The organism is Embleya australiensis (genome assembly GCF_051903075.1).
Taxonomy (GTDB): domain Bacteria; phylum Actinomycetota; class Actinomycetes; order Streptomycetales; family Streptomycetaceae; genus Embleya.
The window spans coordinates 1068872-1092256 of record NZ_CP182423.1; the positions used below are offsets into that span (position 1 = coordinate 1068872).

Annotated in this window: 24 protein-coding genes and 2 pseudogenes; 11 read left to right on the forward strand and 15 right to left on the reverse strand. The window is 71.8% G+C overall.

Annotated elements, in window-relative coordinates:
• The first annotated feature begins 64 nt into the window (after nt 1-64).
• Together ACMXN5_RS34890 and ACMXN5_RS34895 are read left to right on the forward strand one after the other, a co-directional pair.
• Nucleotides 65-2848 (forward strand): helix-turn-helix transcriptional regulator, encoded by a 2784-nt coding sequence (locus ACMXN5_RS34890; protein ID WP_439678899.1) that lies wholly within the window; start codon nt 65-67, stop codon nt 2846-2848.
• 255 nt (nt 2849-3103) lie between these two features.
• Complete coding sequence (locus tag ACMXN5_RS34895) at nt 3104-3721, forward strand: hypothetical protein (RefSeq protein ID WP_439678900.1); 618 nt, start codon at nt 3104-3106, stop codon at nt 3719-3721.
• 49 nt (nt 3722-3770) lie between these two features.
• Here the strand turns inward: ACMXN5_RS34895 and ACMXN5_RS34900 are convergent, their stop codons facing one another.
• Nucleotides 3771-4289, reverse strand: a complete 519-nt coding sequence (locus ACMXN5_RS34900) for a hypothetical protein (RefSeq protein ID WP_439678901.1) — start codon at nt 4287-4289, stop codon at nt 3771-3773.
• 209 nt (nt 4290-4498) lie between these two features.
• On the opposite strand from ACMXN5_RS34900, the gene ACMXN5_RS34905 reads away from it, so the two are divergent.
• A complete protein-coding gene (locus ACMXN5_RS34905; RefSeq protein WP_439678902.1) occupies nt 4499-4627 on the forward strand; it encodes a hypothetical protein in 129 nt (42 codons plus the stop codon).
• An 87-nt stretch (nt 4628-4714) separates the two neighbouring features.
• Here ACMXN5_RS34905 and ACMXN5_RS34910 read toward each other — a convergent pair whose 3' ends face one another.
• Nucleotides 4715-5563: a GntR family transcriptional regulator gene (locus tag ACMXN5_RS34910; protein ID WP_439678903.1), complete on the reverse strand. Its 849-nt coding sequence runs from the start codon at nt 5561-5563 to the stop codon at nt 4715-4717.
• Between the two features lie 54 nt (nt 5564-5617).
• Nucleotides 5618-6001, reverse strand: a complete 384-nt coding sequence (locus ACMXN5_RS34915) for a VOC family protein (protein WP_439678904.1) — start codon at nt 5999-6001, stop codon at nt 5618-5620.
• Between the two features lie 87 nt (nt 6002-6088).
• Between ACMXN5_RS34915 and ACMXN5_RS34920 the strand changes: the two genes are divergently transcribed.
• Nucleotides 6089-9151: a lantibiotic dehydratase gene (locus tag ACMXN5_RS34920; protein WP_439678905.1), complete on the forward strand. Its 3063-nt coding sequence runs from the start codon at nt 6089-6091 to the stop codon at nt 9149-9151.
• A 98-nt stretch (nt 9152-9249) separates the two neighbouring features.
• Here the strand turns inward: ACMXN5_RS34920 and ACMXN5_RS34925 are convergent, their stop codons facing one another.
• From ACMXN5_RS34925 to ACMXN5_RS34945, 5 genes are all read right to left on the reverse strand, one after another.
• On the reverse strand, nt 9250-10473 hold the full coding sequence (locus ACMXN5_RS34925; protein WP_439678906.1) for a ricin-type beta-trefoil lectin domain protein: 1224 nt from the start codon (nt 10471-10473) through the stop codon (nt 9250-9252).
• Between the two features lie 212 nt (nt 10474-10685).
• Entirely contained in the window at nt 10686-11486 is an 801-nt protein-coding gene (locus tag ACMXN5_RS34930) for a hypothetical protein (protein ID WP_439678907.1), read from the reverse strand.
• 61 nt (nt 11487-11547) lie between these two features.
• Nucleotides 11548-12045, reverse strand: a complete 498-nt coding sequence (locus tag ACMXN5_RS34935; RefSeq protein WP_439678908.1) for a Clp protease N-terminal domain-containing protein — start codon at nt 12043-12045, stop codon at nt 11548-11550.
• Between the two features lie 27 nt (nt 12046-12072).
• A complete protein-coding gene (locus ACMXN5_RS34940; RefSeq protein ID WP_078982148.1) occupies nt 12073-12300 on the reverse strand; it encodes a hypothetical protein in 228 nt (75 codons plus the stop codon).
• 59 nt (nt 12301-12359) lie between these two features.
• Nucleotides 12360-13739: a tetratricopeptide repeat protein gene (locus ACMXN5_RS34945; RefSeq protein WP_439678909.1), complete on the reverse strand. Its 1380-nt coding sequence runs from the start codon at nt 13737-13739 to the stop codon at nt 12360-12362.
• A 161-nt stretch (nt 13740-13900) separates the two neighbouring features.
• Here ACMXN5_RS34945 and ACMXN5_RS34950 point away from each other — a divergent pair, with 161 nt between their 5' ends.
• Nucleotides 13901-15262 carry a M64 family metallopeptidase gene (locus ACMXN5_RS34950; protein WP_439678910.1) on the forward strand — a complete coding sequence of 454 codons (1362 nt, stop codon included), beginning with the start codon at nt 13901-13903 and terminating at the stop codon, nt 15260-15262.
• Between the two features lie 275 nt (nt 15263-15537).
• A complete protein-coding gene (locus tag ACMXN5_RS34955) occupies nt 15538-15735 on the forward strand; it encodes a hypothetical protein (protein ID WP_395794697.1) in 198 nt (65 codons plus the stop codon).
• Nucleotides 15736-15756: 21 nt separating this feature from the next.
• Here ACMXN5_RS34955 and ACMXN5_RS34960 read toward each other — a convergent pair whose 3' ends face one another.
• Nucleotides 15757-16014 carry a WhiB family transcriptional regulator gene (locus tag ACMXN5_RS34960; protein ID WP_439678911.1) on the reverse strand — a complete coding sequence of 86 codons (258 nt, stop codon included), beginning with the start codon at nt 16012-16014 and terminating at the stop codon, nt 15757-15759.
• 121 nt (nt 16015-16135) lie between these two features.
• Nucleotides 16136-16777, reverse strand: a complete 642-nt coding sequence (locus ACMXN5_RS34965; RefSeq protein WP_439678912.1) for a ScbR family autoregulator-binding transcription factor — start codon at nt 16775-16777, stop codon at nt 16136-16138.
• 153 nt (nt 16778-16930) lie between these two features.
• Between ACMXN5_RS34965 and ACMXN5_RS34970 the strand changes: the two genes are divergently transcribed.
• A complete protein-coding gene (locus ACMXN5_RS34970; RefSeq protein ID WP_439678913.1) occupies nt 16931-17854 on the forward strand; it encodes a ScbA/BarX family gamma-butyrolactone biosynthesis protein in 924 nt (307 codons plus the stop codon).
• A 156-nt stretch (nt 17855-18010) separates the two neighbouring features.
• Nucleotides 18011-18712, forward strand: a complete 702-nt coding sequence (locus ACMXN5_RS34975; RefSeq protein WP_439678914.1) for an HAD family hydrolase — start codon at nt 18011-18013, stop codon at nt 18710-18712.
• A 62-nt stretch (nt 18713-18774) separates the two neighbouring features.
• Here the strand turns inward: ACMXN5_RS34975 and ACMXN5_RS34980 are convergent, their stop codons facing one another.
• Entirely contained in the window at nt 18775-19191 is a 417-nt protein-coding gene (locus ACMXN5_RS34980) for an ATP-binding protein (protein WP_439678915.1), read from the reverse strand.
• A gap of 323 nt (nt 19192-19514) precedes the next feature.
• Here ACMXN5_RS34980 and ACMXN5_RS34985 point away from each other — a divergent pair, with 323 nt between their 5' ends.
• Nucleotides 19515-19751, forward strand: coding sequence for a DUF5988 family protein (locus ACMXN5_RS34985; RefSeq protein WP_380007793.1), 237 nt, complete (start codon nt 19515-19517; stop codon nt 19749-19751).
• Nucleotides 19752-19779: 28 nt separating this feature from the next.
• Nucleotides 19780-19878 (forward strand): annotated as a pseudogene (locus tag ACMXN5_RS34990) (threonine dehydratase); the annotation flags it as partial.
• Nucleotides 19879-19926: 48 nt separating this feature from the next.
• On the opposite strand, the pseudogene ACMXN5_RS34995 reads toward ACMXN5_RS34990, so the two are convergent.
• A pseudogene (locus ACMXN5_RS34995) lies at nt 19927-19998 on the reverse strand (DUF6332 family protein); the annotation flags it as partial.
• A 35-nt stretch (nt 19999-20033) separates the two neighbouring features.
• Complete coding sequence (locus tag ACMXN5_RS35000; protein WP_439678916.1) at nt 20034-20630, reverse strand: DUF7691 family protein; 597 nt, start codon at nt 20628-20630, stop codon at nt 20034-20036.
• Between the two features lie 325 nt (nt 20631-20955).
• Between ACMXN5_RS35000 and ACMXN5_RS35005 the strand changes: the two genes are divergently transcribed.
• Nucleotides 20956-21561: a YbhB/YbcL family Raf kinase inhibitor-like protein gene (locus ACMXN5_RS35005; RefSeq protein WP_439678917.1), complete on the forward strand. Its 606-nt coding sequence runs from the start codon at nt 20956-20958 to the stop codon at nt 21559-21561.
• A gap of 45 nt (nt 21562-21606) precedes the next feature.
• On the opposite strand, the gene ACMXN5_RS35010 is transcribed toward ACMXN5_RS35005, so the two are convergent.
• Nucleotides 21607-22203 (reverse strand): class I SAM-dependent methyltransferase, encoded by a 597-nt coding sequence (locus tag ACMXN5_RS35010; protein ID WP_439678918.1) that lies wholly within the window; start codon nt 22201-22203, stop codon nt 21607-21609.
• A 175-nt stretch (nt 22204-22378) separates the two neighbouring features.
• On the reverse strand, nt 22379-23383 hold the full coding sequence (locus ACMXN5_RS35015; protein ID WP_439678919.1) for a HEAT repeat domain-containing protein: 1005 nt from the start codon (nt 23381-23383) through the stop codon (nt 22379-22381).
• Between the last annotated feature and the right edge of the window lie 2 nt (nt 23384-23385).

Sequence of the window (23385 nt, forward strand, 5' to 3'; positions counted from 1 at the left end):
TGTAGCCTGGGGGCGACCAGGCAGGACGGCTCGGTCGAGCGACGGGCCCGATCACCGGAGACCCGTGAGCACGCACGCAGGCACCCCCCGTCCGGGCACCCGATCGCACCCGGAACCCGCCGAGCCGCTCGTCGGCCGCGACCGGGAGGCGGCCCGCCTGCTGCACACGCTCGACCCCGCCTCGGCGGAACAGCTCCTGCTGCTGCTCGGCGACGTGGGGATGGGCAGGAGCGCCCTGCTGGACCGGGTCGTGCGCGCGGCCGAGACCGACGACGCCCGCGTCCTTCGGGCGGCCGGCAGCGAGTCCGAGTCGAGCCTGGCGTTCGCCGCCCTGCATCAACTGCTGCGTCCGGTGTCGGCCGAGGTGGACGACCTGCCGGAGCGGCAACGCGCCGCGCTGTACGGCGCCTTCGGCACCGGTCCGATCCCGGCGGACACCGACCCGATGCTGATCGGCGTCGCCGTATTGGGCCTGCTGTCCGCCCTGGCGGAGCAGGGGCGGGTGCTCGTGGTCCTGGACGACGCGCAGTGGTTCGACCGCGCGTCCCTGGACGCGTTGTCCTTCGCCGCCCGACGGACGGCCGGCGAACCGGTCACGATGCTGGTCGCCGCCCGCACCGGCGATCACCTGCCCGGCTTCGACCGGCACATCCCGACGTTGACTCTCGGACCGCTGGACGACGCCGCGGCGGGTCGTCTGCTCGACCTACAGCCGCAACGCCCGACCGGCCGGACGAGGGCCCGGATCCTGGCCCAGGCCGACGGCAACCCGCTGGCGCTCATCGAGCTGGCGCGGGCGGCGGGCGCACCCGAATCGGCCGCCGGGTCGCCCGCCGGCGGGCCGCTCCCGCTGACCGAGCACCTGGAACGCCTGTTCGCGGCTCGCCTGCCCGATCTGCCGTCCACGACCGCGCAGGCCGTGCTGCTCCTGGCCGCCATGGACACCGTCGACTCCGCCATCGCCGCCCCGGCCACCCTCCCGGGGCCCGAGGACGCCGCCGTGTGGGGGCCCGCCGAACGGGTCGGGCTGATCCGGCGCACCGGTCGGGGTGCGCGGTTCGGCCACCCCCTGGCCCGCTCGGCCGTCTATCACGCCGCCCCCGTCGAGGCCCGGCGCGCCGCCCACCGCACGCTTGCCGAGGCGCTGCGGGGCGAGCCCGACCGGCGCGCGTGGCACCTCGCCGCCGCGAGCACGCCGCCGGACGCGGCCGTCTCGGCGGAGCTGGAGCGCACCGCCGACCGGGCCCGGCGTCGCGGCGGCCACGCGGCGGCGGCCGAGGCCCTGCACCATGCCGCACACCTCGCACCGCGCGAGGACGGCGCCCGGCTCCTGGTCGAGGCCGCCTCGGCCGCCGCGCTCACCGGGGACCTGCCGTGGGTCGAGGAGCTGGCCGCCGAGGTACGGGCGCGCACCGACGACGCGTCGCTCCTGGCCCGCGCCGCCGGCGAGCTCGGCCGGCTGGCCACGCTGACCGTGCGGCACACCGTCGTCTTCGCCCGACTGGCCGACGCCGCCGAGGAATCGGCCCCCACCCGCCCCGGCACGGCGCTCGACCTGGTGGCCTCCGCCGCCGTGGTCCGCTTCTACCGCGGCGAGGACGCGCAGCGGCGACGCGTCCGCGACGTCCTGGCCGGCATCCCCGACGACGCGTCGTGGTTGCGCGTCTGGATTCGGGCGGTCTCCGACCCTTTCGACAACCGGGCCGAACTGCTGTCCCTGCTGCCGCGCCTCGCGGCGGAGGCGCGACGCCGCCCCGACCGGCTCACCGCGTTCGCCGTCATGGCGTGGTTGTTGGACGAGACCGCGCAGGCCGTCCGCGCCTTCGACGAGGCATTCGACCACTGGGGCGTACGCGGACCGCTGCCGGAGGGGCTGGGCGGCGCGGCCGCCTGGAGCTATGTGGAACTGGGCAGGTGGGGGCGGGCCCGGGAGGCGTGTGCCCGCAGCGGAGCACTCGGCGCGAGGGCCGGCCTCGACCACGCGGTGGCGTGCGCGGCTGCCGTGGATGCCACGATCCTCGCCTACCAGGGGGACCCGGCGGCGGCCCGCGTCCGGGCCGAGGAGGCGCTTGCCCTGATCGACCCGGCGGAGAGCCGCTCGGTCGCCGTCTACGCCCGTCGTGCCCTCGGCGCGGCGGCCCTCGCGGAGGGCGCACACGAAGACGCGTACCACCAACTCCGCGCCGTTTTCACCGCGGACGGCGAGCCCGCGCACTACCACGCCGCCTATCCGGCGCTGGCGGATCTGGCCGCGGTGGCGGTACGCACCGGCCGGCGCGACGAGGTGGCCGGCATCGTCGAGCGCGCCGCACACACGCTCGGCGCCGATGCCTCACCCCGCCTGCGTGCGCTCATCGAGCGGGCTCGTGGTCTGCTGGCCGACCCCGAGGACGCCGAGCCGCACTTCCGCGCGGCCCTGGCCGACCCGGAGTCGGCACACCGGCCGTTCGAACGTGCCCAAACCCTCCTGGACTTCGCCGAGTGGCTGCGCCGGCGTCGGCGCATCGCCGAGGCACGGGTGCCCCTCGCCGAGGCCCTGGAGACGTTCCGGCGGCTGGGCGCCCGCCCGTGGATCGAGCGGGCCCGGGCCGAGGCGCGCGCCGCCGGCCTCGACGTCACCGATTCCGCGCCCGACGCACTCGCCGAACTCTCCCCGCAACAACAGCAGATCATCCGGCTCGCCGCCCGCGGACTGACCAACCGCGAGATCGGCGAGCGGCTGTTCCTGTCCCCGCGCACGGTCGGCTCGCACCTGTACCGCAGCTTCCCCAAGCTGGCCGTCACCACCCGCTCCCAGCTGCGCGACCTCATCGACAACGCGCACGCGGCCCCCGACCGCCGGGACTGAGGCCACACCTCGCATCGCCGCACGTCGCCCCGACACCTGCTCGGCGACGCTCGGACGCCGTCGGTTTTCGCCCCGTCCCGGCGCCGAACCGGAAGAAGCCCTGCGACTTGTCCCCGTCGGGAACCGTCCCTCGGGCGCCGACGTCACATCACCATGGCCGAGTCGAATGCACGACCACCCGCCAGAATCCGGACGATCCTCGTCATCGCCGCCGGACTGATCGCCGTCGCCTGCATCGGAGTCGCACTGTGGGTCATGTTCACGGATGACGGCGAGGAAAAGAACGCGACGGGAGAGCCGACCCGCTCGGTGTCCGACACACCGGTCGGCGCACCGGGCACCGCCCCCGTCACCTCGCCCGCCGCCACCCCTGCCGCGTCCCCCGCCGAGACGGCGATCCCGCCGGGCACAACGCCACCGCGTGCCACGCCCACGGGCATCCGAACCCCCGCCGTCCCCGCCGACGGGCGGGTCGACACGCGCACCATCTCCTTCGCCGAGGCACGCGGCCTGCCCAAGGTGTTCGCCATCGCCGAATCGGCGGCACAGGACGCGGACGTCCTGGCGGGCGTATTCGGCGGCAGCCCGGACAAGCGCCCGGCGGAAACCACCCCCGCAACGGACTTCGCCCGCAACGTCGTGGTGACCGTGACCGTCGACGCGGGCTGCCTCGACCCCGAGGGCGCCCGGCTGTTCGCGACCGGGAACCGGCTCCGGCTCGACGTACGCCTCCCCGATCGCAGCCCCCCGCCGGAATGCCTCGCCCCGTACATCCGGCTGGCCCGCTTCGAGGTGCCCCGCGCGTCGCTGCCGCAGCGTCCGGTCCTGGACGGCAAGTCGCCGGCGACACCGAACGCGGACTCCCGTCCCTGACGCGAATACCGCACCCGGGTGCGGCGACCGCCGACGTGCCGTGCCCGGGTCAGGACCGGGTCAGACCGCAGTTCCCGGCCACCCACTCGAGAACCGACTGGTAGGCCACCGCGAAGCCGCCGATGTCATCCATCGTGCCGTGTTCGACCCGCTGGTGGAATTGGCGGTCGACGTTGTCGACGCTGCCCTTGATGGCCGCGGGTGCCTCGTTGTTCATGCGGTCCCACACCAGGATCGTCTGCGCGTCGGGCAGGCCGTTGTGGAGCTCGTCGTCGGTCGCCATCGTCTTGACCGCGTCGGCGCAAAAGGCCGCGTTGCCGCCCGGGCCGCCTCCCGCCGACGTCGACGCGGCGGGCGGTCGCGCCGTCGGCCCACCCGTACCCTCGCCGGAGCCGCCCGTGGTCGTGCCGCCCGACGTGGCTGCGGACGTCGCGGTGGGGGCGGTGGCGCGCGGTTGTGGCGGTGTCGCCGTGGCACCCGCGGTCTTGTGGTCCGACGAGGACCCGCCGCACCCGGCGAGCGTCGCGACCATCAGCACACCGCTCGCCACCACGACCACCCTGGACATCCGACCGGTCGACACCGGGCCACCCCCTGTTCCGGTTCGCGAACTCCCGCTTTGCCGGCGGGAATACCAAGTGCGGAGATCACGCCAGCCGCGCGTGTTCCGAGCACACGCGCGCTTGGCGAAACCGTGGGAGAACCCGGGGCTCGCATGCTCCTTCCATGGCCGATTCGGCGTGGAATGGCCCTTGTTTCGCCGGTCGCGGATACCGGGTGACCGTGCTGCGCGACGGCTGCGCCGACGGTGATCCGGCCGTCCACGACTTCTTCATGGACGCCGTCTTCCCCAGCCGCGGCTTCACGGTCACACCCTGCGCCGACTGGCATCCGGAACCGGCCTGAGCACTCGGCCGCACAGGGTGGGGTCGTGGAGTCCTAGCGCGTGTCTTCAATGTCCCGTGGAGCTCCACGGGACATTGAAGACACGCGCTAGGCGGGCGGCAGTGGTGACGTGGGCATCTCGATCGGCGCCTTGTTGACGGAGGCGCTTCGGGCCAGGACCTGGAGCACGTCGCGATGCACGCGCTCGCATCGGTTGCGCATCGCCTCGTGGGTGCCGGCCACGTCCCGCGCGCGCAACCCTTCGAAGACGGCCGCCAGTTCTCCGGGCGGGCTCGCGGCGTCCGGGGCGATCAGCGCGGCCATCCGCAGGACCCGTTCCAGTTCGTCGAGTACGTCGACGATGGCCTTGGCAAGACGGGTGTTGCCGCCGGAGTTGGCGATGATGGCCTCGAATTCGATCGAGGCCCGCAATGCCTCCTCCTGCCCCAACTCGCCCGCCGCGAGCGCGAAATGCACCCGGGACAACACTTCGAGCCGCTCCAGCGCGGGCCCGTCGACACCTCGGCGCGCCGCCGCGGACGCGGCCTCGCCGGACAGCAGCGTGCGCAGTCCGCAGAGGTCGTCGGTGTCCTGGAGCGTGATCGGCCTGACGACGTAACCCGCACGCGGCAGGGCGGCCACGAGCCCGTCGCGCCGCAATCGGGCCAGCGCCTCGCGCACCGGCGTCTTGCTGATGTCCCACTGCCGCGCGAGCGAGGTCTCGGTGAAGCTGCTACCGGGCGACAGCGTCAGATCGATGAGCTGGCGTCTGATCGCCCGGTAGGCCTGGTTCGTGCGATCGAGCCCGGCATCTTCCGCGCCGACCAACAGCAGTGCGGGGATATGCGGCATTCCCGTGATCACCGAATCGTCGTCACGAGCATCTTTACGCACCCCGCAAGCGTACCACCGGCCCGAATTGATACAGCAGCTTGCCCACCGCGTGCTCTCCGGCATGGGGATAAAGGAATCCCGTCCGTATTCCGACAGGGCAAGGGGCCGGCGGATTCGTCAGGTGTCCATCGCGGCTCGTTCGGCCGCACTGCGCAGCACACAGAATTCGTTGCCCTCGGGGTCGGCGAGGATCACCCAGCCCGAGCCGTCCGGATTCCGGTGGTCGGCGAACAAGGAGGCCCCCAGGCCGAGCAGTCGCTCCACCTCTTCGTCGCGCGATGTCTCGGGGCGCAGACACAGATGGACCCGGTTCTTGACCGTCTTGGCCTCGGGCACCTGGTTGAAGTACAACACCGGGCCGTCCGCGAGTTGCACCTCGGTTTCCCGCGCGCCCGGCTTGTCCTCCGGATGCAGCGGACGGCCGGTCACCCCGCTCCAGAACCGGGCCAACTCGTAGGCATCCGCACAGTCGATCGCCACATTCTGCAATACCGAGACCATGGGCGTGATTCTTCCCGATCCTCGCGCCGAACACCCGGGTAGGCAGTAGTCGATCGGTGGTGTTTCGGCTCACCCTCGGAGGATCGTGTGTCGGACGGGACGCAGCTCTACCGCAGCACCGGGGTCGCGCTGCTCCGGGCGGCGGTGACGCCGCTGGGCGAGATCCCCACGCGGTGGCCCGACCTGGACGAAGTACCGGACTGCGTGGCGTGGTTGCGGCGGACGTGGGCGCGGCCCGGGCTCGCCGCCGGCATCACCGCGGCCGGCCCGACTCTCGCGCGCCGGGTCGAGGCGCTGATCGCCGGCACCGACGACGGTGACCCCAAGCGGGTGCGCCGGGCCACCACCGCCGTGGTCCGCTATGTGCTGCGCGGCGCCGGACGCCCCACGCCCTTCGGCCTGTTCGCCGGTGTCGCACCGTTGACCGTGGGCTCGCACACCCGGCTCGACTGGGGGACCGGGCATCGGCCGGTGGCCCGGGTCGACACCGAATGGCTCTCCGACGTCGTCGACCGGCTGGAGGCGTGTCCGGAGCTGTTGGCCCGCGTGGATGTGGTTTTCAGCCGGCCGGTCAGCGAGCGGGGCGACCGGTTGGAACTGGCGAACGGCCCGTTCCGGGTGAGCGTGCGCCGTACGCGGGCCGTGCTCGCGGCGCGGGAGGCGGCGGCGGCGCCGGTGCGCTTCGGCACGCTCGTCGACGCCGTGGCCGAGGCGTTTCCCCGGGTCGACCGCGCCCGGGTCGAGGCGCTGTCGGCCGATCTCCTGCGGCGCGGCTTCCTGATCAGCGCGTTGCGCGCGCCGATGACCGTCACCGACCCGCTCGCGCGACTCGTGGCCGAACTCCGGCGGGTGCACGCGGACACGGTGCCCGCCGTCGCCCCGCTGGTGGCCGGACTGCGCCTGGTGGCCGAAGATGTGCGCCGACACAACGAGGCGGCGCTCGCCGACCGGGCCGCGTTGCGGGCCGAACTGGGTGCGCGGATGCGGACGTTGTCCGATGCGGGCCGTACCGCGCTCGGCGTGGATACACGGCTCGACTGCCGGGTCGCCGTTCCCCATGCGGTGGCGTGGGAGATGGAGCGGGCCGCGAGCGCGTTGTTGCGTACGACGCGTCGGCCGGCGGGCGAGTCCGCGTGGCGGGCCTACCATGCCGCGTTCGTCGACCGGTACGGCGTCGGGGCGGCGGTGCCGCTGGCCGACGTCGTGGCCCCGGACACCGGGCTCGGTTATCCCGCCGGGTATCCCACCGCCACGGAGGTCGCGCCGGCCGAGACGGCGACGCCGCGCGACGACCGTCTGCTCGCGATGGCGTGGGAGGCCATGGCGGACGGGGTCGGCGTCGGCGAGGTGGTGTTGACCGACGCGGACATTCGTACCCTGGCCGACGGCACGGGCTTCGACGAGCGGCGCATACCTCCGCACCTCGAATTGTCCGCGCGCGTACACGCGCCCAACGTCCGGGCGTTGGATCGTGGGGAGTTCACCCTCGTGGTCACGCCGGCGGGCGCGGCCGGGACGATCACCTCACGGTTCACCCCGACGGCGACCGGTTCGGGCCTGGAAGACGTGTACCGCGCGCTGCCGCCCGCGACCGAGGGCGCGTTGCGGGTGCAGTTGGCCACGCCGCCGGTGTACGCCCATGCGCAGAATGTCGGCCGCGTCCCGCGATATCTGCCCCACGTGCTGTCCCTGGGGGAACACCGTGGCCCCGACGACGCGGAACTCGCGGTGGATAGCGGGGACTTGGACGTACTGGCCACCCCGAACGGGCTGCACCTGGTCGACCGCTCACGGCATGTCGTCGTGGAGCCACAGGTGTTCCATGCCCTCGCCCTGCACCGACAGGTGTCCCCGCTCGCCCGATTCGTCGCCCGGCTGCCGCGTGCGTTGGGGGCCCAGTGGTACGAGTTCGACTGGGGGCCGCGGGCGCAACTCCTGCCCTGGCTACCGAGGGTGCGGTACGGACGCTCGGTGCTCTCCCCCGCGCGATGGCGGCTGACCGGGGACGACCTGCCGGCCGCGAGCGCCGACGGAAACTCCTGGCGACTCGCCCTGAAGGCCTGGCGCACCCGCTGGAAGTGCCCGGACACCGTCGAGTTGCGCGACGCCACCGACCGCACCCTGCGCCTGTCCCTGGACGAGCCCGCGCACGCCGAACTGTTGCGCGGCCGGCTGGGCAAGCGCGGGCACGCGATCGTGCACGAGGCCGCGTCCGCCGCCGAGTTCGGGTGGATCGGCGGTCATGTCCACGAGATCGCCCTCCCCCTGGTCGCCCGCCGACCGCCCGCGCCCTCGCCGTTGCTCGGCCTGCCGGGGCTCGCGGCCGAACCGGTGTGCGGCGCGGCGCCCGGATCGGCGAGTGAGGAGTGGGTGTACGCGAAGATCCATACGCACCCCGAGCGCTTCGACGAGATCATCGCCCACCGCCTGCCCGGACTCGCCGCCGCCCTGGACCGGGACCGCGCCCGGTGGTTCATACGCCACCGCGGCACCCACGAGCGGGACCATCTCCGGCTGTACATCCACACCCCGGACCCGCACGACCGGGCTGCGGTGATGGCGGCGATCGAGCGATGGACGCGAGAGTTGCGCGCCGGGCGGGCCGCGTCGCATCTCGTGCTGGACACCTACCGGCCCGAAGTCGGCCGCTACGGCGCCGGAGCGGCCATGGCGGCGGCCGAGCGGGTCTTCGCCGCCGACTCGCGCACGGTGGCCGCGTGGATCGTGCACGCACCCACGATCGACCTCGCGCCCGTCGCGTGGGCCGCGTTGTCGATGGTGGGCATCGCCTGCGCGTTCCACGGCGACCCCGGCGCGGGCATGCGGCGCCTGGCCGCGCAACCGATCGGCGCGGCACCGCAGGTCGAGCGGGCGATCGCGGACACCGTCCCGGCCCGGATCACCGCCGACGGTGTCGATCTGGCGGGCCTGCCACCGGAGTTGACCGCGGCCTGGACGGCCCGCGCGGAGGCCCTGGCCGCCTACCGCGAACTGCTGTCCGCCGATACCGACACCGACGCCATCCTGGACGCGCTTCTGCGCCTGCACCACAACCGCGCCCTGGGCGTCGACCCGACCGGGGAACGAACCTGCCGACGCCTCGCCCGCCAGGCGGCCTTGGCCTTTCGGGCCCGCCGGGTCCGCCCGTGAGCCGACCGACGAAGTCCCGCGCCCGTCGGGCCCGAACGCGCGACGGCCCGGGTCGGTGGATCCGACCCGGGCCGCCTCGTTCGTGCCGCGTCGCCCGACTACTTGGGGACGTTCCAGAGTTGCCCCTTGCCCGTGTTGGCGGAATGGAGCTGCACCACCGTGCTGTTCGCGGTGCTTCCGCCCTTCACGTCCAGGACCTTGCCGCTCGCCACGTGCACGATGCGGCCGTTGGCGTCGATCCGCCACTTCTGCGCGGCGCTGCCGTTGCAGTCGTACAGCGAGATCTTGGTGCCGTCGGCGAACGCGTTGCGCGCGTCGTCCAGGCACTTGCCCATCGAGCGCAGCGTGCCGTCCGGATACAGGATCCAGGACTGACCCGGGCCGGTGTTGCAGGTGTAGATCTGGATCTGGGTGCTGTTGGCCGGCTTGCCGCCCTTGACGTCCAGGCACTTCCCGGCGATCCCGGTGATCCTGCCCTGCGGGGGCACCGGAGCGCCGGCTGCGGCGGCCAGCGTGCGGAGCCCCTGTACGTCGAACTGCTGCACGTACTGGCCCGCTCGGGAGTCCGGGTAGGCGTTCAGGAGCGTGCACATGACCGGGTTCTCATCCGAGTCGGTGCCCTTGGCGCACTTCCCGGGCGCGTCGTCGGCGTGCGCCAGACCCAGGGTGTGGCCCAGTTCGTGGCTGACGTGGTTCCGCATGCCGACCTCGCCGAAGCGCGCGGTGGGCTTGCCGTCGGCGGTGAAGAAGGACGTGTTGATGTACGCGTGCCCGCTGGTGACCGTGTCCGGAGTGCTGCGCGCGTGGAACCCGCAACTCCACCCCGGCGTCCCGGATCCGTCCATGACGACCTTCCACGGACTGCCGTCGGTGGTCGTCACACACGGGTTCAGGAACGCGCCGATCACGATCTCGCCCTTGGGGCGCACGTAGTCGTGACCGACCGGCTTGGTGTCGACCGTGATCGGCAGCGCCGTCTCGTGCTGGATCTCGGCGGCGGAGCGTTTGACGTACGGCGCCAGCCAGTCGACCGACTTCTGATCGTAGAACTTGATCGTGTAGCCGGTCGACAGCAGCTTCGCCGCACCGGCCGACTTCCATCCGAGCCCGGACGGCGCGGCCGCGGCGGCGGCGACGGCCGTACGCTGCCGGGTGGGAGCGAGCGGCGGAATCGTCATCCGGCCGTTGACGAACCTGGTGCCGTCGACATCCGACCAGGCGGAGTCAGGCGCCTCGACCCCGTCCAGCGCCTGCTGAACCGGCACCGGATCCGGTTGGGCGTCGCCGTCCTGGTCACCGAACGCCGAGCCCGAAAGTTGCAATCCACCGACGATCGCAGCGGTCGCCGCGAATGCGGCGACCAACGATATTCGGCGCTTCCCCGTGACCTTCAAATCCAGTAACCCTTCGTTCAAGGCCGTGAACGCACCTTTCGGCACGGCCGAAAAACACCGTACAGGTCACCGGTCGGAACAATTTCCGCCCCCGCTCCCCCCGCGCAACCCGACCCCGTCTCGCGCGATCGGGACAGGAATCAGAGCACGAGAACGGGTCGGGTGGAGAAGTCCTCGTACATGTCCGCACCTTCCGAGCCATGGACGAACTCGGCGGCCGGAAAGGGATTCCGATTCGCCGTCGCCAGGGGAAGCCATCCCAACATCCCCCCATAACCACCACAGGCGGACTCCCCGCCATCACCGCCGTGCACCGCCGTGCGATCGCTCGTCACCTCGATCCGATACGTGTCGTAGGCGATGCGCAGGCCGAAGGCATTCGGCTCGTGCTGCGGACCGGTGTGATCGTCGTAGGGGATCCGGTCGAGCGGACAGTCGTCGCCCCACCGGAACAGGGTGCCCGCGCCGGCCCCGCACGCGTGTTCCCATTCGTCGGAACTCGGCATGCGCAGGCCGCGGGAGGCGAGCACGGCCGGCATGTCGGCGGGCGGCTCGGTCAGGTTCTCGTCCTCCACGGCCATGAGCACCGTGGCCACGGTGACCTGCCGGCGCGGACTGAGCAGGTGCGCGAGGTGAGCCCGCAGATCGGAGCCGAACCCGAAGCCCTGCTCCAGGCTTTCCCGGTAGTCGGCGGCCTGCTCGGGCGTCGGCTGCCAGGCTTCGAGGTCGAATCCGAGCGTCACCCTGCCGCCCGGGACCAGGGCGAACTCCTGTGTGTCGCGTTCGATCCGGACGCGGTGCATCCGGGGCCCGAGGTGCTCGACGGCCTCGACCGCCACCACGCGGCCGCCCGCCCGGTCGGCGGCCTGTTGTGCGAGTCGGCGAGCCGTCGGCAGGTCGAACGACCGCCATTGGTCGAAGGTGAGATCGGCGAGAGACATGCGCGGGAGTCTTCCACCGGGGCCCGACAGCGCCCGCGCCGGAGTTGTTCGGGGTGGCCGGCTACTGGGCGTGGATGGCTGTGTGGGCGGCTTCGATCAGGGTTTGGGGAGCGATGTCGAGGGTGCGCAATGCGCGGGCGGCCGTGCCGTGTTCGAGTTCGGCCACCGCGATCAGGACGTGGGCCGTGCGCAGGGTTTTGGGGCGGTCGGCCTTGGCCAGGGTCGTCGCGCGTTGGAATACCTCGTTCGCGGTGCCGGAGGCTCGGTACGGTCCGCGTGGGGCGGGGGCGGGCGTGGGGGCGGGGATCGTGCCGGTGTCGATGCCGACCGAGCGCAGCGCGGCGGCGTGGGATTCGGCCAGGGCGCGGCGGACGTCCTCGATGGTGGCTCCGACTGCGGCCAGCGCCGTACGGGCGGAGTCGTCGGGGAGCGTGAGGGCGGCCAGGAGCAGGTGCTCGGGGCCCGGGGTTTCCTCGCCGAGCGCGCGGGCCTGCTCCTCGGCGCCGGTGAAGAGACGCTTCATTGTGCCCATGTCGTGTATCGCGGTGCGGATGCCCACGGTGGATCTCCTTGCCGGGCCGGTGGATCACCGGTCCTGGGGTGGTGGCGTTCGCCGGGAGGGTGACAGTCGTTTGTGGGCGGCCTGGGCGCTCATGCCCAGCGCCTGGCCGATGTGGTTCCAGGTCCAGCCCTGGGCGAGGGCGTGGTCCACCGCCGCCCGCTCCAGCGCCGCGGCGAGGCCGCGCAGTGCGACCACGGCCGCGAACGCGTCCTCGGGTTGCTCGGGCGAGGGAACGTCCTTGGCGTCGATCACACATCAACTTTAGTTGATGGATCGTCGGGCCGTCAACAAAAGTTGATGGGGTTCGGAGGTCAGAGCACGAACGGATACGCCGGCGCCGGCCCGTCCTCCGCGTCCCCGTACGGTGCCGGCCGGCCGAGGGCCGGTCCGAGTGTCGTAGTGCCCGGGGTCGCGCGGTTGCGCAGGCCCGTGCGGTAGACGTCCATCGCGGCCTCGGTGCGGCCCATGCGACGCAGCAGGTCGCCCAGGAGCATGCACAGGTCGGCCAAGTCTCCCGCCGCGCCGCTGCGTTCGAGGAAGCCGAGCGCACCGACGTAGTGCTCCTCGGCGCGTTCCGGCTCGCCCCGCTCCTCGGCCATCAGACCGAGCAGCCGATGGGCGCCCGCCGCGTGCACCGCACCTCGGGTGTCGTCGAGATCGAGGACGCCCGACAACAACTCCCGCGCCTCCTCGTGCCGGCCGAGACGGCGCAGTACGTCGGCCAGCTCCACCTCGACCTGGGCGGTGAACAGTCGGGCGTGCCGGGCCACCAGCATCTCGCGCGCGGTGCGCAGCTCGGCCTCGGCGGCGTCGAGCGCGTCGTGCTGGGCGTGGACGTAGCCGCGCATCCAGTGGCAGTGGGCGAGTTCGGTCCGCAGCTGCAGCTGCCGGTACAGCTCCTGCGCCTTGGCCAGCGAGGCGTCCGCGTCGGCGATGCGGCCCTCCGCCAGGAGGGTACGGGCGACGCTGCGATGCATGCCGGCCACCAGGGCGGGATCGGAGACGCTCGGCGCCAGCGCGAGGGCGACCTCGGCGGCGTGCGCGGCGCGGACGTACGCCCCCATGTCCATGTAGGGCGCGATGGAGGCGGCGTGCAGCAGGACGAGCGCGTCGGGGTCGTGCAGGTCGTCGGCGGCGAGTTCGGCCAAGGCGGTCTCCAACACGTAGCACGCGTAGCGGAGTTCGCCGGCCAAAAAGTGGGCCACGGCCCGGCCGCGGATGGCGCGGGCCCGCCGGGGTGCGGGTTCGCCGGCGAGTTGCCGCTCGGCCGCCTCGAAGTGGGCGCGCGCCCGGGCCGGTTTCCCGGTCACCAGCGCGCACTCGCCGAGTCCGATCCGGGCGGTGGCCTGCTCGGCCGGCAGCGCCAGCCGCTCGGCCTCGGCGAGCAGTTCCCCGTAGCGCAGGGCGGCCTGCTCGGAGGTGCCGGTGGCGAGCAGGCGCTGGGCGTCGGTGAGCGCGAGGCGCAGTTCCGTGGCGAGGTGGGCGGGGTGACCCGTGGTCAGCTCCTCGTACGTGGTGCCGAGTTGCCCCGCGAGGAAGCGCAGGGCGGCCTCCGAGGGACGGGCCTTGCCCGATTCCAGGGTGGAGATGTGGGCCGCGGTGTACCTCGGCTCGGCGAGCTGACGTTGCGTCAATCCCAGTTGGTTGCGCATGCGTTGGATGCGGCTTCCGATCTCGGCCGGCTCGTCCATCGAGTACCCCCTGCGGTTGTTCCTCGCCCCGAGGCATTGTGCGGCAACGCGCCGACGTTTAGCTTAAGTTCGGACTTGGATTCACTGAAGTCCGGATCTATCTCCCCTCGCGTGCCAAGGAGAATCCCTTGCGCAGATCGAGTACATCCCTTCGCACATCCGTGACGGCGGTCGCCGCGGCCGTCGCTTTCGTGTGCGCCGTCGTCACCGCCCCGGGTGCGGCCGCCGGTGCCGCCGCGAACAAACCGACCACCGACCGGGTCCAAGTCGAGATCCCCGGCCCCGAATCCGCGGGACCCACCGCGCTCGCGCAACCGCACACCGAGGCGGGCTCCGGGTACACCTGGGTCTCCCGGCGGGGCAGGGAGGGATCGCCACCGGGCGTCCTCTCCCCCGAAACCGCGCCGGGCGACGGCGCGGTCACCAAGGTCGTCGACAACGGCCCCACCACGGACCGCCTCGACATCGTCTTCGTCGGCGACGGCTACACCGCGGGTGAACTCGCGCGATTCCACACGGACGTCAGGGAGCGCTGGGCGGAGATCGTGGCCGTCGAGCCGTACACGACGTACGCGAACCTCTTCAACGTCTGGGCGGTGGACGCGGTTTCCCGCCAGTCCGGAGTGTCCGGCGACCCGTCCCGGGACGTGGTCCGGGACACGGCACTCGGATCCTACTTCTGGTGCGAGAACACCGAACGGCTGCTGTGCGTCGACGAGGCCAAGGTCGATTCGTACGTCGACAACGCGCCGGCTGTCGACCTGGTGATGGTGCTCGCGAACAGCGCCAAGTACGGCGGCGCCGGCTACAACACGCCCAGCCCGACGCTCGGTTACGAGGGCATCGCCACCTCCTCAGCGCACAACGCCCAGTCGGGCCAGGTCGCCATCCACGAGACGGGGCACTCGCTCGGCAAGCTCGCCGACGAGTACTTCTATCCCGGCGTCCCCGGCTACGAGCACTACACCGGCCCCGAACCGGGCGAGTCCAACATCACCGAACTGTCCGCCGCGCGAATGCGGAGCACCCGCACCAAGTGGTATCGCTGGCTGGGCCAGACCTCACCGGACGGCGGCACGGTCGGCGCGTACACGGGCGGCGGCTACTACGTGACCGGCCTGAACCGGCCGACAGACGGCTCGCTGATGCGCTTCACCGGCAAGCCCTTCAATCTGCCCGGTGTCGAGGCGATGATCGCCGGCTTCCACCGACACGCCTCCGCGGCACACGCCCTCACCCCGACGGCACGGACGTTGCGAGCCGAGGACAGCGCACGCATCGCCCTGGCCCGACCCACCGGTCCGGCCGCGCGGCCGCTTCGGGTGCGGTGGTACCTCGACGACAAGCCGCTGAAGCCCCCGGCTCGGGAGGACACGATGCAGGTCTCCGAACTGCGCCTCGACCCGCGTCGCCCGGGGCCGCACCGGTTGACCGTGGTGGTCGTCGACCCGACCGACTCGGTCCGTGACCCCGTCGTCGCCGAGACCCTGCGCACGAGTCTGACCTGGGTCGTACGGGCCTGATCATCCGGGTTTGACCCAGATCGTCCAGTTCAGCCCGGATCATCCGCGCCCGAGCACACACCACGGCGGCACGGCGACCCCGGCGCGCCCCTCGCGCCGGGGTCGCGCCGTCTCGTCCGGCCCCTCGGGCGCCGATCGGCACGTCGTGGCCGTTTGGCCACGGCGGTGGGTGCGGGGTTGCATGCGCTTCGCATCCTCCGCCTCGGATAATGTTTGCCGTACCGAGGTCGGAATCTGTCGGACGATCCTCGTGCCCGTCCGGGAGGGAAATCGCGATGCCGACCACTCGCCACGAGGAACTGCGGGCTGCGATCGTGCAGGCCCGTGAGGCGCTCACCGCGCATCCGGACGCCGCGACCTCCCCGGCCCTGGCGGCCCTGATCGCCGCCGCGGAGCCCTTCGCCAACTTCACCCAGGCGGTACCGCCGCCGACGACGCGGCAGTTCAAGGCGCGCCTGCAACCGGAGCCGTGACCGTCGACGCGGGATCCCGGCTCAGGCCGCGTGGCGGTTGTGGTGCCGGCGGGTGTTTCTTCTGCGCAGCGCGCGGCGTTCGTCCTCGCTGAGGCCGCCCCACACACCGCTCTCCTGCTTGGTCGCCATCGCCCAGGAGAGGCAACGATCGATCACGGGGCATCGTCGGCAGACGGATTTCGCCTGGTCGATCTGCTCTCTGGCCGGGCCGGAGTTGCCGACCGGGAAGAACAGTTCGGGGTCTTCGTGCGTACAGGCAGCGGCGGATCGCCAGTCCATGTCTTCCTTTCCGGCCGCGCCGAGGGGCGCGGCCCCGCGGTTCGGGTTCTCGGCCCTGCTGCCCGGGATACCTCCACCCAACCGGCCGAGTCGGCGAAACCCTGCGGAAGTTCGCGGATCCTCACGCTCGCACTTCGTCGACGGCCGGGAGGGCGAGCCGCAACGTGTCCTCCGCCGCGTCCGGATCGGCCAGCAGGGCCGGGAGGAGCAGCCGCCACAGGTCGGTGAGGTCGTTCTCGATGTCGGCCCGGCCGGAGAGCGCGTCGGAGACGGTATGCAGGCCGAAGAACGCGTGGATGATCGATTTCGCCGCCCCGGCCGGATCGATCCGCTCCGCGAGTACGCCCTCCTCCCGCGCCCGCTCCAGCAGCGCTCGGACGGCGGTGATCCAGCCCACGAACGGCGCGGGCAGCGTCGCGTCGATCCCGTACCGCTCGCTCCACAACCGCGCTCCACCTCGCACGAGCGGATCGTCCCGAAACGCCCGGGCCACGTCGAAGCTCAACCGCACCAGCCCCACCACCGCCGGCACAGCGGCCCCGGTGTGTCGTTCGATCAACACCGGCCACGTGTCGAAGTGTGCCTCGACGATCGCGCGGGCCAGGGCGTCCTTGTTCGAGAAGTGGAAATAGATGGCCCCGCTGGTGAGTCCCGACGCGTTGCCGATGTCGCTGATGCTGGTACCCGCGAAACCTCGCTCATGGAATAGACATGCCGCGGTCTCCAGAAGAGACCGGCGAGTCGCCCCTGCCCGTGCCTGCACGTGCCACCTACCTCCAACTCGAACGCCCGGTTGGGAACCGTCTGCCCTCGGGCCGCTCCGGCGGGCCGGATCGCCGGGCCCCGCGCGCCGCCGCCCGACGGGTGGAGCGGAGACGACATGCACCTTCCCGGCACCTGGGTTCTGCTTGTGTTCATGGTTGCTCTTGGCGGCGACACGGCGTCCTCGCGCTCGTCGGCGAGGCTCCTGAGCTGGTCGCGCACCGTGGAACGGGAATCGGTACATCGAGTGTCGGTGGCCGAGGTGCTGCTCACCGACGTGGTCCGGCTCGCGGGCACGACCTTCCTGGCCGCCGCCCAGTGGCCCTGCTCCCATCCCACGTTTCGCCCCGCCGACGACGGTGGCCACAGTCGGCTGATGGTCCTGGAAACCCTCCGTCAGCTCGGAATCTTCATTCCGGCGCAGTTCTATGCGGTGCCTCCGGAGGCACACTTCCTGATCAAGGACCTTTTCTACGGTGTCGACGCCTCGGCGGAGCCACGTTCGACGGGTGGCGCCAGCGATATCACCTGTTTGGCCCAGGTCGACGACTTCCGCCCCACGCACGACGGCCGCGGATTGCGGGGGCTGCGGCTGCGGCTGCGACTGTCGGTCGGCGCCACGACCTTCGCCCGCGCGGGGGGTAACGCACGCTTCCTGGACCCGGACGCGTACGCGGCGCTGCGCCGGGGCGCGGCGGGGGCGCGCCCGGCGGCTCCGCGTGTACGGCCGACGCCGGAGGCGGTGGACGCGACGCTGCCCCGGGACGTGCTGGTCGCCGAATCCGACGGCGGTGTCCTGGAGGTGGATCCGGCCGATCGGCTGCATCCGTTCTTCTTCGATCACCCCTGTGACCACATGCCCGGGATGGTGCTCGTCGAGGCCGCCCGGCAGGCGATCGCGCTGGTGAGCGGCGGCGAACTGCTTCGGCCGACGGCGTTTCGCCTGCGTACTCCCCGGTTCACCGAGTTCGACCCGCCCGCGCGGATCGAGTGCACGCTGCACCGCGGTCGACAGGCCTCGTTCCGCGTTCGTCAGGGCGGGGCGTACACGGCCCTGGGCGCGGCGCGCTACCGCTGACCCCGAGGGCGACACGCGGACAATCCGTCGTTATTTGAATACGGAGTGTGTTCGTCCTAGCGTAATGATCGTTATGTTTCGGGGCATACCCCGCCCGCCGACGCCTCGGGCGGGGTGTCGCCCCGGATCCACGTCTCTCGATCGGATGGCTCACCAATGGCAGGAAACTCCCTTCTCTCCTGGACTCCCGCGGCAATCGTCTTCGATTGCGACGGCACGCTGATGGACAGCGAGCGCCACTGGGAAGAGGCACGCGAACTGGTGCTGCGCGGATACGGCATGGAGACCCCGGACGACTTCGGCGAACGTACGAAGGGCCTGCATTTCACCGAATGCGGACGGGTCATGACCGAGGTGATCGGGCTCTCCGGCGGCCAGGCCGACCAGGTGACGGCGCAACTTCTGGACCACTTCCGGAAGTTGGTCGCCGCCGCCCCCGTAACCATTCCGGGCGCAAGTGAACTCGTACGTCTGGCCGCCGACTTCGCACCGTTGGCGGTGGCGAGCAATTGCCCGCGCGACGTCGTGGAGTCGGGGTTGGCGCAGGCCGGGCTGCTTCCGTACTTCACCGACATCGTGGTCCCGGACGCGACGTTGCGGCCCAAGCCCGACCCGGACGTCTATCTCGCCGCGGCGCGGGCCTGCGGCGCGCCGCCGTCCGTGTGCCTGGCGGTCGAGGACTCCTACTGCGGGATCCTGTCCGCCTCGCGCGCGGGTCTGCGAGTCCTGGGTGTGGGGGCCGCCCCGCGCGACGAGGAGCTGGCCCTCGTGGACATGTGGGTGCCCACGCTGGCCGACGCGGCCCTGGTCGCCTGGGCCGATTCGCGCGAGCCGGTGGGCGCCTGCGTACGCATCTGAGCGCGGCCCGATCGTCACTCTCCGCGACCGGGCGCATGCCGGTCGCGGGGGGCGGCGGTTGATCATCCGTCGTGCGCAGAGGTGCCCGGTGGGTGGAAGCAGGCGGTGATGGCCTTGCCGTGCGGGGTGGGGTGGGTGTGCCATTCGTCGGCGATCGCGTCGACGATGGCCAGGCCCCGGCCCGAGGTGGCGAGACTCTCGGCGCCGCGCGGGGCCGGCAGTCCCGGGCCGGTGTCGGCGACGTAGACGTTCAGGCAGCGGCTGTCCCAGGCCAGGACCAGTCGGGCCGTGCTGTGCGCGTGGACGTGGGCGTTGGTGATCAGTTCCGAGACCGTGAGGAGGATGTCGTCCACCGTCTCCGGGGCGTCCGCCGTCCAGGACAGGCAGGCCAGCCGCTCCCGGGCCCAGCGCCGACCCGCCTCCACACCGCCGCCGATCGGAAAGGAGTGTGCCCACCCGACCGCTCGCAGGTCAGCCATGTCATGCTCCTCTCGCTTGGTCGCCGTCGACCGGACGTCTGCCCCGTACGGTCGCACTCACGCCGCCCCGAGGATCACCGTCGTGCACGTCGGTGTTCGCGACATACACGCTGTCTCGTGGGACACGCAAGGGCGTGGAAGAAGTCACCGAAGGTATCCGGGCGTTCTCCTGGCCCGTCCGCGCGCCCACGATGCATTCGTGCGCCCTGTGCCGGATACCTCCGGTGATGTTGTGCTTGCGGGGCGAGCGACTCCCGGTCGGTCTCGCCGTGCGGCCCTTGCGCGGTGACGGGTGATGCGAGGTGGAAGATGCGAGGTGGACGATGACCAGTGGCGCGATTCCCACCCATCCGGGCGACGAGGTGCGGGTGGCTCTGACGGGTGGGATCCCCGAGATGCCGGCGGTTCTGGTGGTGAACGGACCGGGCATACCCGAAAAGGTGTCCGTGGCCTTCCGCAACGGGCGGGAACATTACGAATACACCGGTGGCGCGGTGGAGTTGGACGGCGCGCACCTGCCGCTCTACCGCTGGAGCTACTCCACACGCATCGCCGAATAGCCGCCGGGCGGCACTGCGCCGTCGTCTCGTGCAAGGGACGCGACTCGACACGGCTCGGATCCGGGCGGCTCGGCGGGTGATCGACCCGGTTTTTCTCGACACTCCGCCGTACCGCTGCGACGCGCTCGCCACCGGCGTCCGCCACGTGCTGGAGTCGTCGGCGCCCGGCGTCGACCGTCACCAGGGCGAACACGATCTCCACCGTCATCGCGTCCTTCTCCCACCGCGATTCCCGCCCCATGTCCACGCCCCGGTCTCACACGGGCACGGGTGCCCCGGGCATCAGGACAGGAAGCCCACGATGCCGCGGCCCGGGTGGGTGTGGGCTTCGTGGAGCCAGGTGCCCAGTTCTTCGACTGCCTCGCGGACGTCGCCGTCCAGGGCCGCGAGTTGTTCCTCGGTGACGGCCTTGTACTGGGACAGTGCGGTGGCGCAGGCTTCCGGCGTCCAGACGCCGTGGCCGGGGAGGTCGGTGTTGGGGAGCGGCTCGGGCAGGCCGTAGCCGAATTCGGACACCGTGACGGCCTCGATGCCGAGGGACTTCAGGGCCTCGTCGACGTGCCCCAGCCACGCGAACTTGAAGGGCGAGAAGCTGTTGCCCCACAACCGGCGCCCGTGGAAGGCGCAGATCATCCGGTACGCGTACCCGTACTGGAAGGCGTGCCGCTCCTCGAACGGGCCGCCTTCCACGACCGCCGTCAGCGCCTCGTATCGCGTCGGCGCGCCGTTCTCGATCTCGTGCGCGAAATAGTCGTCGTCCTGCGACATCTCCTGCTTGAACCGCCCACCGATCGCGCGGCGAACCCGCACGTCACCGGATCCCACGACGGCACGCGGGAGTTCGGGGTCGACCAGGAACAACGACAGCGAAAGACTCATACCGCCAACCTATCCGCACCGGCCGACACCCCCCATCGAGGGCTGCGCAAGCCCCGAGGCGGCCCGAGGCGGCCCGACCGACCCCACCACCGTGAACGTGACCGTGGTCTCGAACGGCTACTCCTCCCCCGCCGGTCCGGGCGCCGAGTACACCTATCCCGAGTAGACGTCGCGGTCGGCACCGGCGCTTCGTTGTCGGACGGGAATCCGGCTGAGATGTTGACCGAAATGGAAAACTCGGCCTTCGTATGAGGTGTTGGCCGCCGGAATCCGGGATGCCTAGGCTGAATCCACCGCACGCCAAAAGCATCCACGGGAGCCTCCAGTGAGAAGCACACGAATCGTGCTGTGCGCCCTGCTCGTCACCTGCGCCGTCGGCCTCTCGCCCGTCGCCGCGTCGGCATCCTCGGCATCGTCTGCGCCGGCGTCCCCGGCGGATCGCAACGCCTTCGCCCTGTCCAGCGCCGCGTTCGCGGACGGCGGCCTCATCCCCAAGGTCCACGAGTGCACCAGCGGTGGCGGCCACGACCCGGCCAAGAGGAACGAGTCCCCGCCCCTGGCCTGGTCGGGCGCGCCGGCCGCCGCCAAGAGCTACGCGATCGTCATGCGCGATCTCGACAACGCCAACCTCATCCACTGGGTCATCTACGACATCCCGGTCGGCACCACCTCGCTGCCCCAGAACGTCGACCACGCCTATCGGCCGTCGGTGCCGGCCGGAGCCAGGCAGGTCTACTACCGGGGCAGCGCGAGCCTGTACGGCTACCAGGGGCCGTGCTCGCCGTCGACCGTGAACACCTACGAGTTCGTCGTCCACGCGCTCGACCGGACGTCGCTCACCGAGCTGAACTCCGGCTCCTCGACGCAGACCGCCGCCAGGACGATCGCCGCCGCCTCGATCGGCTCGGCCAGGATCAGCGGCGAGTCGTAGCCCGACGGTGCCCAGACGCGCGGCGCGCCGGCATCCGCGCGCGGATCAGGACCGGCGGCGCAGCCGGAACCACTGGGGTTTGGTCCGGTTCATCGGCCGGCCCAGGCCCGCCGTGGGGGCCGGCTCGACGGTCGACAACTCCCAGTCGGGGAACGCGGCTTCGATCTCGTCCCGACTCGTGCCGCCCACGAGGGAGCGGTACCGGGTCGGGCCGAACGCGAGGATCAGCAGCGTGGCATCGGGCTCGGCCAGGGCCGTGACCCCGCGGCCGACGGCCTTTCGCTGGTCGACGTCGAAGCCCTGGAAGCAGCCGATGTCGAGGAAGAGATCGAAGGTGCCCAGATCGGCCGATCCGAGGTCGGTCACGTCGCCCACGACGTAGGTGGCACCTTCGTCGCCCCGCTGTCGCGCCGCCTCGATCGCGGCCGGCACGTAGTCGATGCCCACGGCGTGCCAGCCCCGCCGGGCGAGTTCCGGGGTGAACTGGCCACGCCCGCACCCCAGATCGAGCGCTCGGCCGAGTGGTCGCGGTCGGTCGACGTCCTCACGAGCGAGTACCGCCGCGATGCTTTCCCCCGAGGCCTTCCCGTACGACTCCCAGGGCGTCATTCCGAAGCGGTACATACGAGCGTAGTTCGTCATGTCCATCGAGCTCCCGAGTCGATCAACAGGTTAGGCGGCGGCGAATCCCGGGACGGAGTCGGGGCCCCGATGATCCACGTGCCGAACTCCTGTCATCCGTCGGCGAGATGCCCGGCCGCCCCCACGAAAAAGGGACCACGGCAACGGACTTCGCCGAGGCACCCCGCACCCACCGCTATCGCGCACCGCGCAACTCGAGGATGTACGTCGCGGTCGACGCGACGACGCGGTCCGCGTCCCGGGACAGCTCCGCCAGCGCCCGTGACGCCGTACTTCCCGGAATGTCCGCCAGGGCCTGGGTCAACCGGCGCCGCGCCGACGGCCTCGCCGCGGCATGCGCGAGGCAGTCGACCAGGCCACCGGCGATACGCTCCGCCACCGTCGGGTCGCCGGCCAGCACGCCCAGCGCGTCGGCCGCGTCGGCGTCGTTCCGCTCCGCCACGATCATGTCGAGCAGCGTCGGAATCGCGTCCGCCATGCCGCGCACGCCCAGCGCCAACGCCGCCTGCCCGCGGACCACCTCGTCGGAGTGGGTGAGCGCGTCCCGGAGCAGCGCGGTCGCCCCGGCGTTCGCGATCTCGGCGATGGCGCGGACGGCACGCTCGCGTACCTCGGCCTCCGGCGCGTCGAGTCCCGCCGCGAGCAGCGTCGGCGCGTCCTCGCCCGCCTGCGCCAAGGCCCAGCGCAGGGCGCCTGCCACGTTCGGGTCCGACTCGCCCAGCACGGCCTCGACCAGCGCCTCCACCGGCACGGGCCCCTCGTCGATCGCGGACAACGCCGCCCGCTGCCGCGCGCCCGCGCTCTGCGACCCCAACGCCTGGAGGAGCGCGACGATCTGGAGCACGTCCTCCCAGCCGGCCGGTTCGGCGGCACCGATCCGCCGCAGTCGCGTCAACAATCGGGTCTCGGCGGCGATCCGCTCGCGCGTGCGCCCGATGAGATCGTCGACCAACTCGGCGGGCGCGAAGGCGGGATCGTCGAGCGCCCGCCCGACGTCGCGCAGCGACAGTCCCAACGACCGCAGGCTCTCGATGTGGAAGATCCGCCGGATGTCCTCGCCGGAATACTCCCGATAGCCCGAACCGGTGCGACCCGTCGGCCGCACCAGTCCGAGCGATTCGTAATGCCTGAGCATGCGGGCACTGACCCCGGACCGTCGCGCGACGTCACCGATCAACACTG

What these genes read in the sequence shown, in the direction of transcription:
- ACMXN5_RS34895 (WP_439678900.1), top strand. Translation starts at nt 3,104, where the DNA reads ATGTTCACGGATGACGGCGAGGAAAAGAACGCGACGGGAGAGCCGACC.
- ACMXN5_RS34900 (WP_439678901.1), bottom strand. Translation starts at nt 4,289, where the DNA reads ATGTCCAGGGTGGTCGTGGTGGCGAGCGGTGTGCTGATGGTCGCGACG.
- ACMXN5_RS34910 (WP_439678903.1), bottom strand. Translation starts at nt 5,563, where the DNA reads ATGCCGGAGAGCACGCGGTGGGCAAGCTGCTGTATCAATTCGGGCCGG.
- ACMXN5_RS34915 (WP_439678904.1), bottom strand. Translation starts at nt 6,001, where the DNA reads ATGGTCTCGGTATTGCAGAATGTGGCGATCGACTGTGCGGATGCCTAC.
- ACMXN5_RS34930 (WP_439678907.1), bottom strand. Translation starts at nt 11,486, where the DNA reads ATGTCTCTCGCCGATCTCACCTTCGACCAATGGCGGTCGTTCGACCTG.
- ACMXN5_RS34945 (WP_439678909.1), bottom strand. Translation starts at nt 13,739, where the DNA reads ATGGACGAGCCGGCCGAGATCGGAAGCCGCATCCAACGCATGCGCAAC.
- ACMXN5_RS34955 (WP_395794697.1), top strand. Translation starts at nt 15,538, where the DNA reads ATGCCGACCACTCGCCACGAGGAACTGCGGGCTGCGATCGTGCAGGCC.
- ACMXN5_RS34960 (WP_439678911.1), bottom strand. Translation starts at nt 16,014, where the DNA reads ATGGACTGGCGATCCGCCGCTGCCTGTACGCACGAAGACCCCGAACTG.
- ACMXN5_RS34970 (WP_439678913.1), top strand. Translation starts at nt 16,931, where the DNA reads ATGGTTGCTCTTGGCGGCGACACGGCGTCCTCGCGCTCGTCGGCGAGG.
- ACMXN5_RS34975 (WP_439678914.1), top strand. Translation starts at nt 18,011, where the DNA reads ATGGCAGGAAACTCCCTTCTCTCCTGGACTCCCGCGGCAATCGTCTTC.
- ACMXN5_RS34980 (WP_439678915.1), bottom strand. Translation starts at nt 19,191, where the DNA reads ATGGCTGACCTGCGAGCGGTCGGGTGGGCACACTCCTTTCCGATCGGC.
- ACMXN5_RS34985 (WP_380007793.1), top strand. Translation starts at nt 19,515, where the DNA reads ATGACCAGTGGCGCGATTCCCACCCATCCGGGCGACGAGGTGCGGGTG.
- ACMXN5_RS35000 (WP_439678916.1), bottom strand. Translation starts at nt 20,630, where the DNA reads ATGAGTCTTTCGCTGTCGTTGTTCCTGGTCGACCCCGAACTCCCGCGT.
- ACMXN5_RS35010 (WP_439678918.1), bottom strand. Translation starts at nt 22,203, where the DNA reads ATGACGAACTACGCTCGTATGTACCGCTTCGGAATGACGCCCTGGGAG.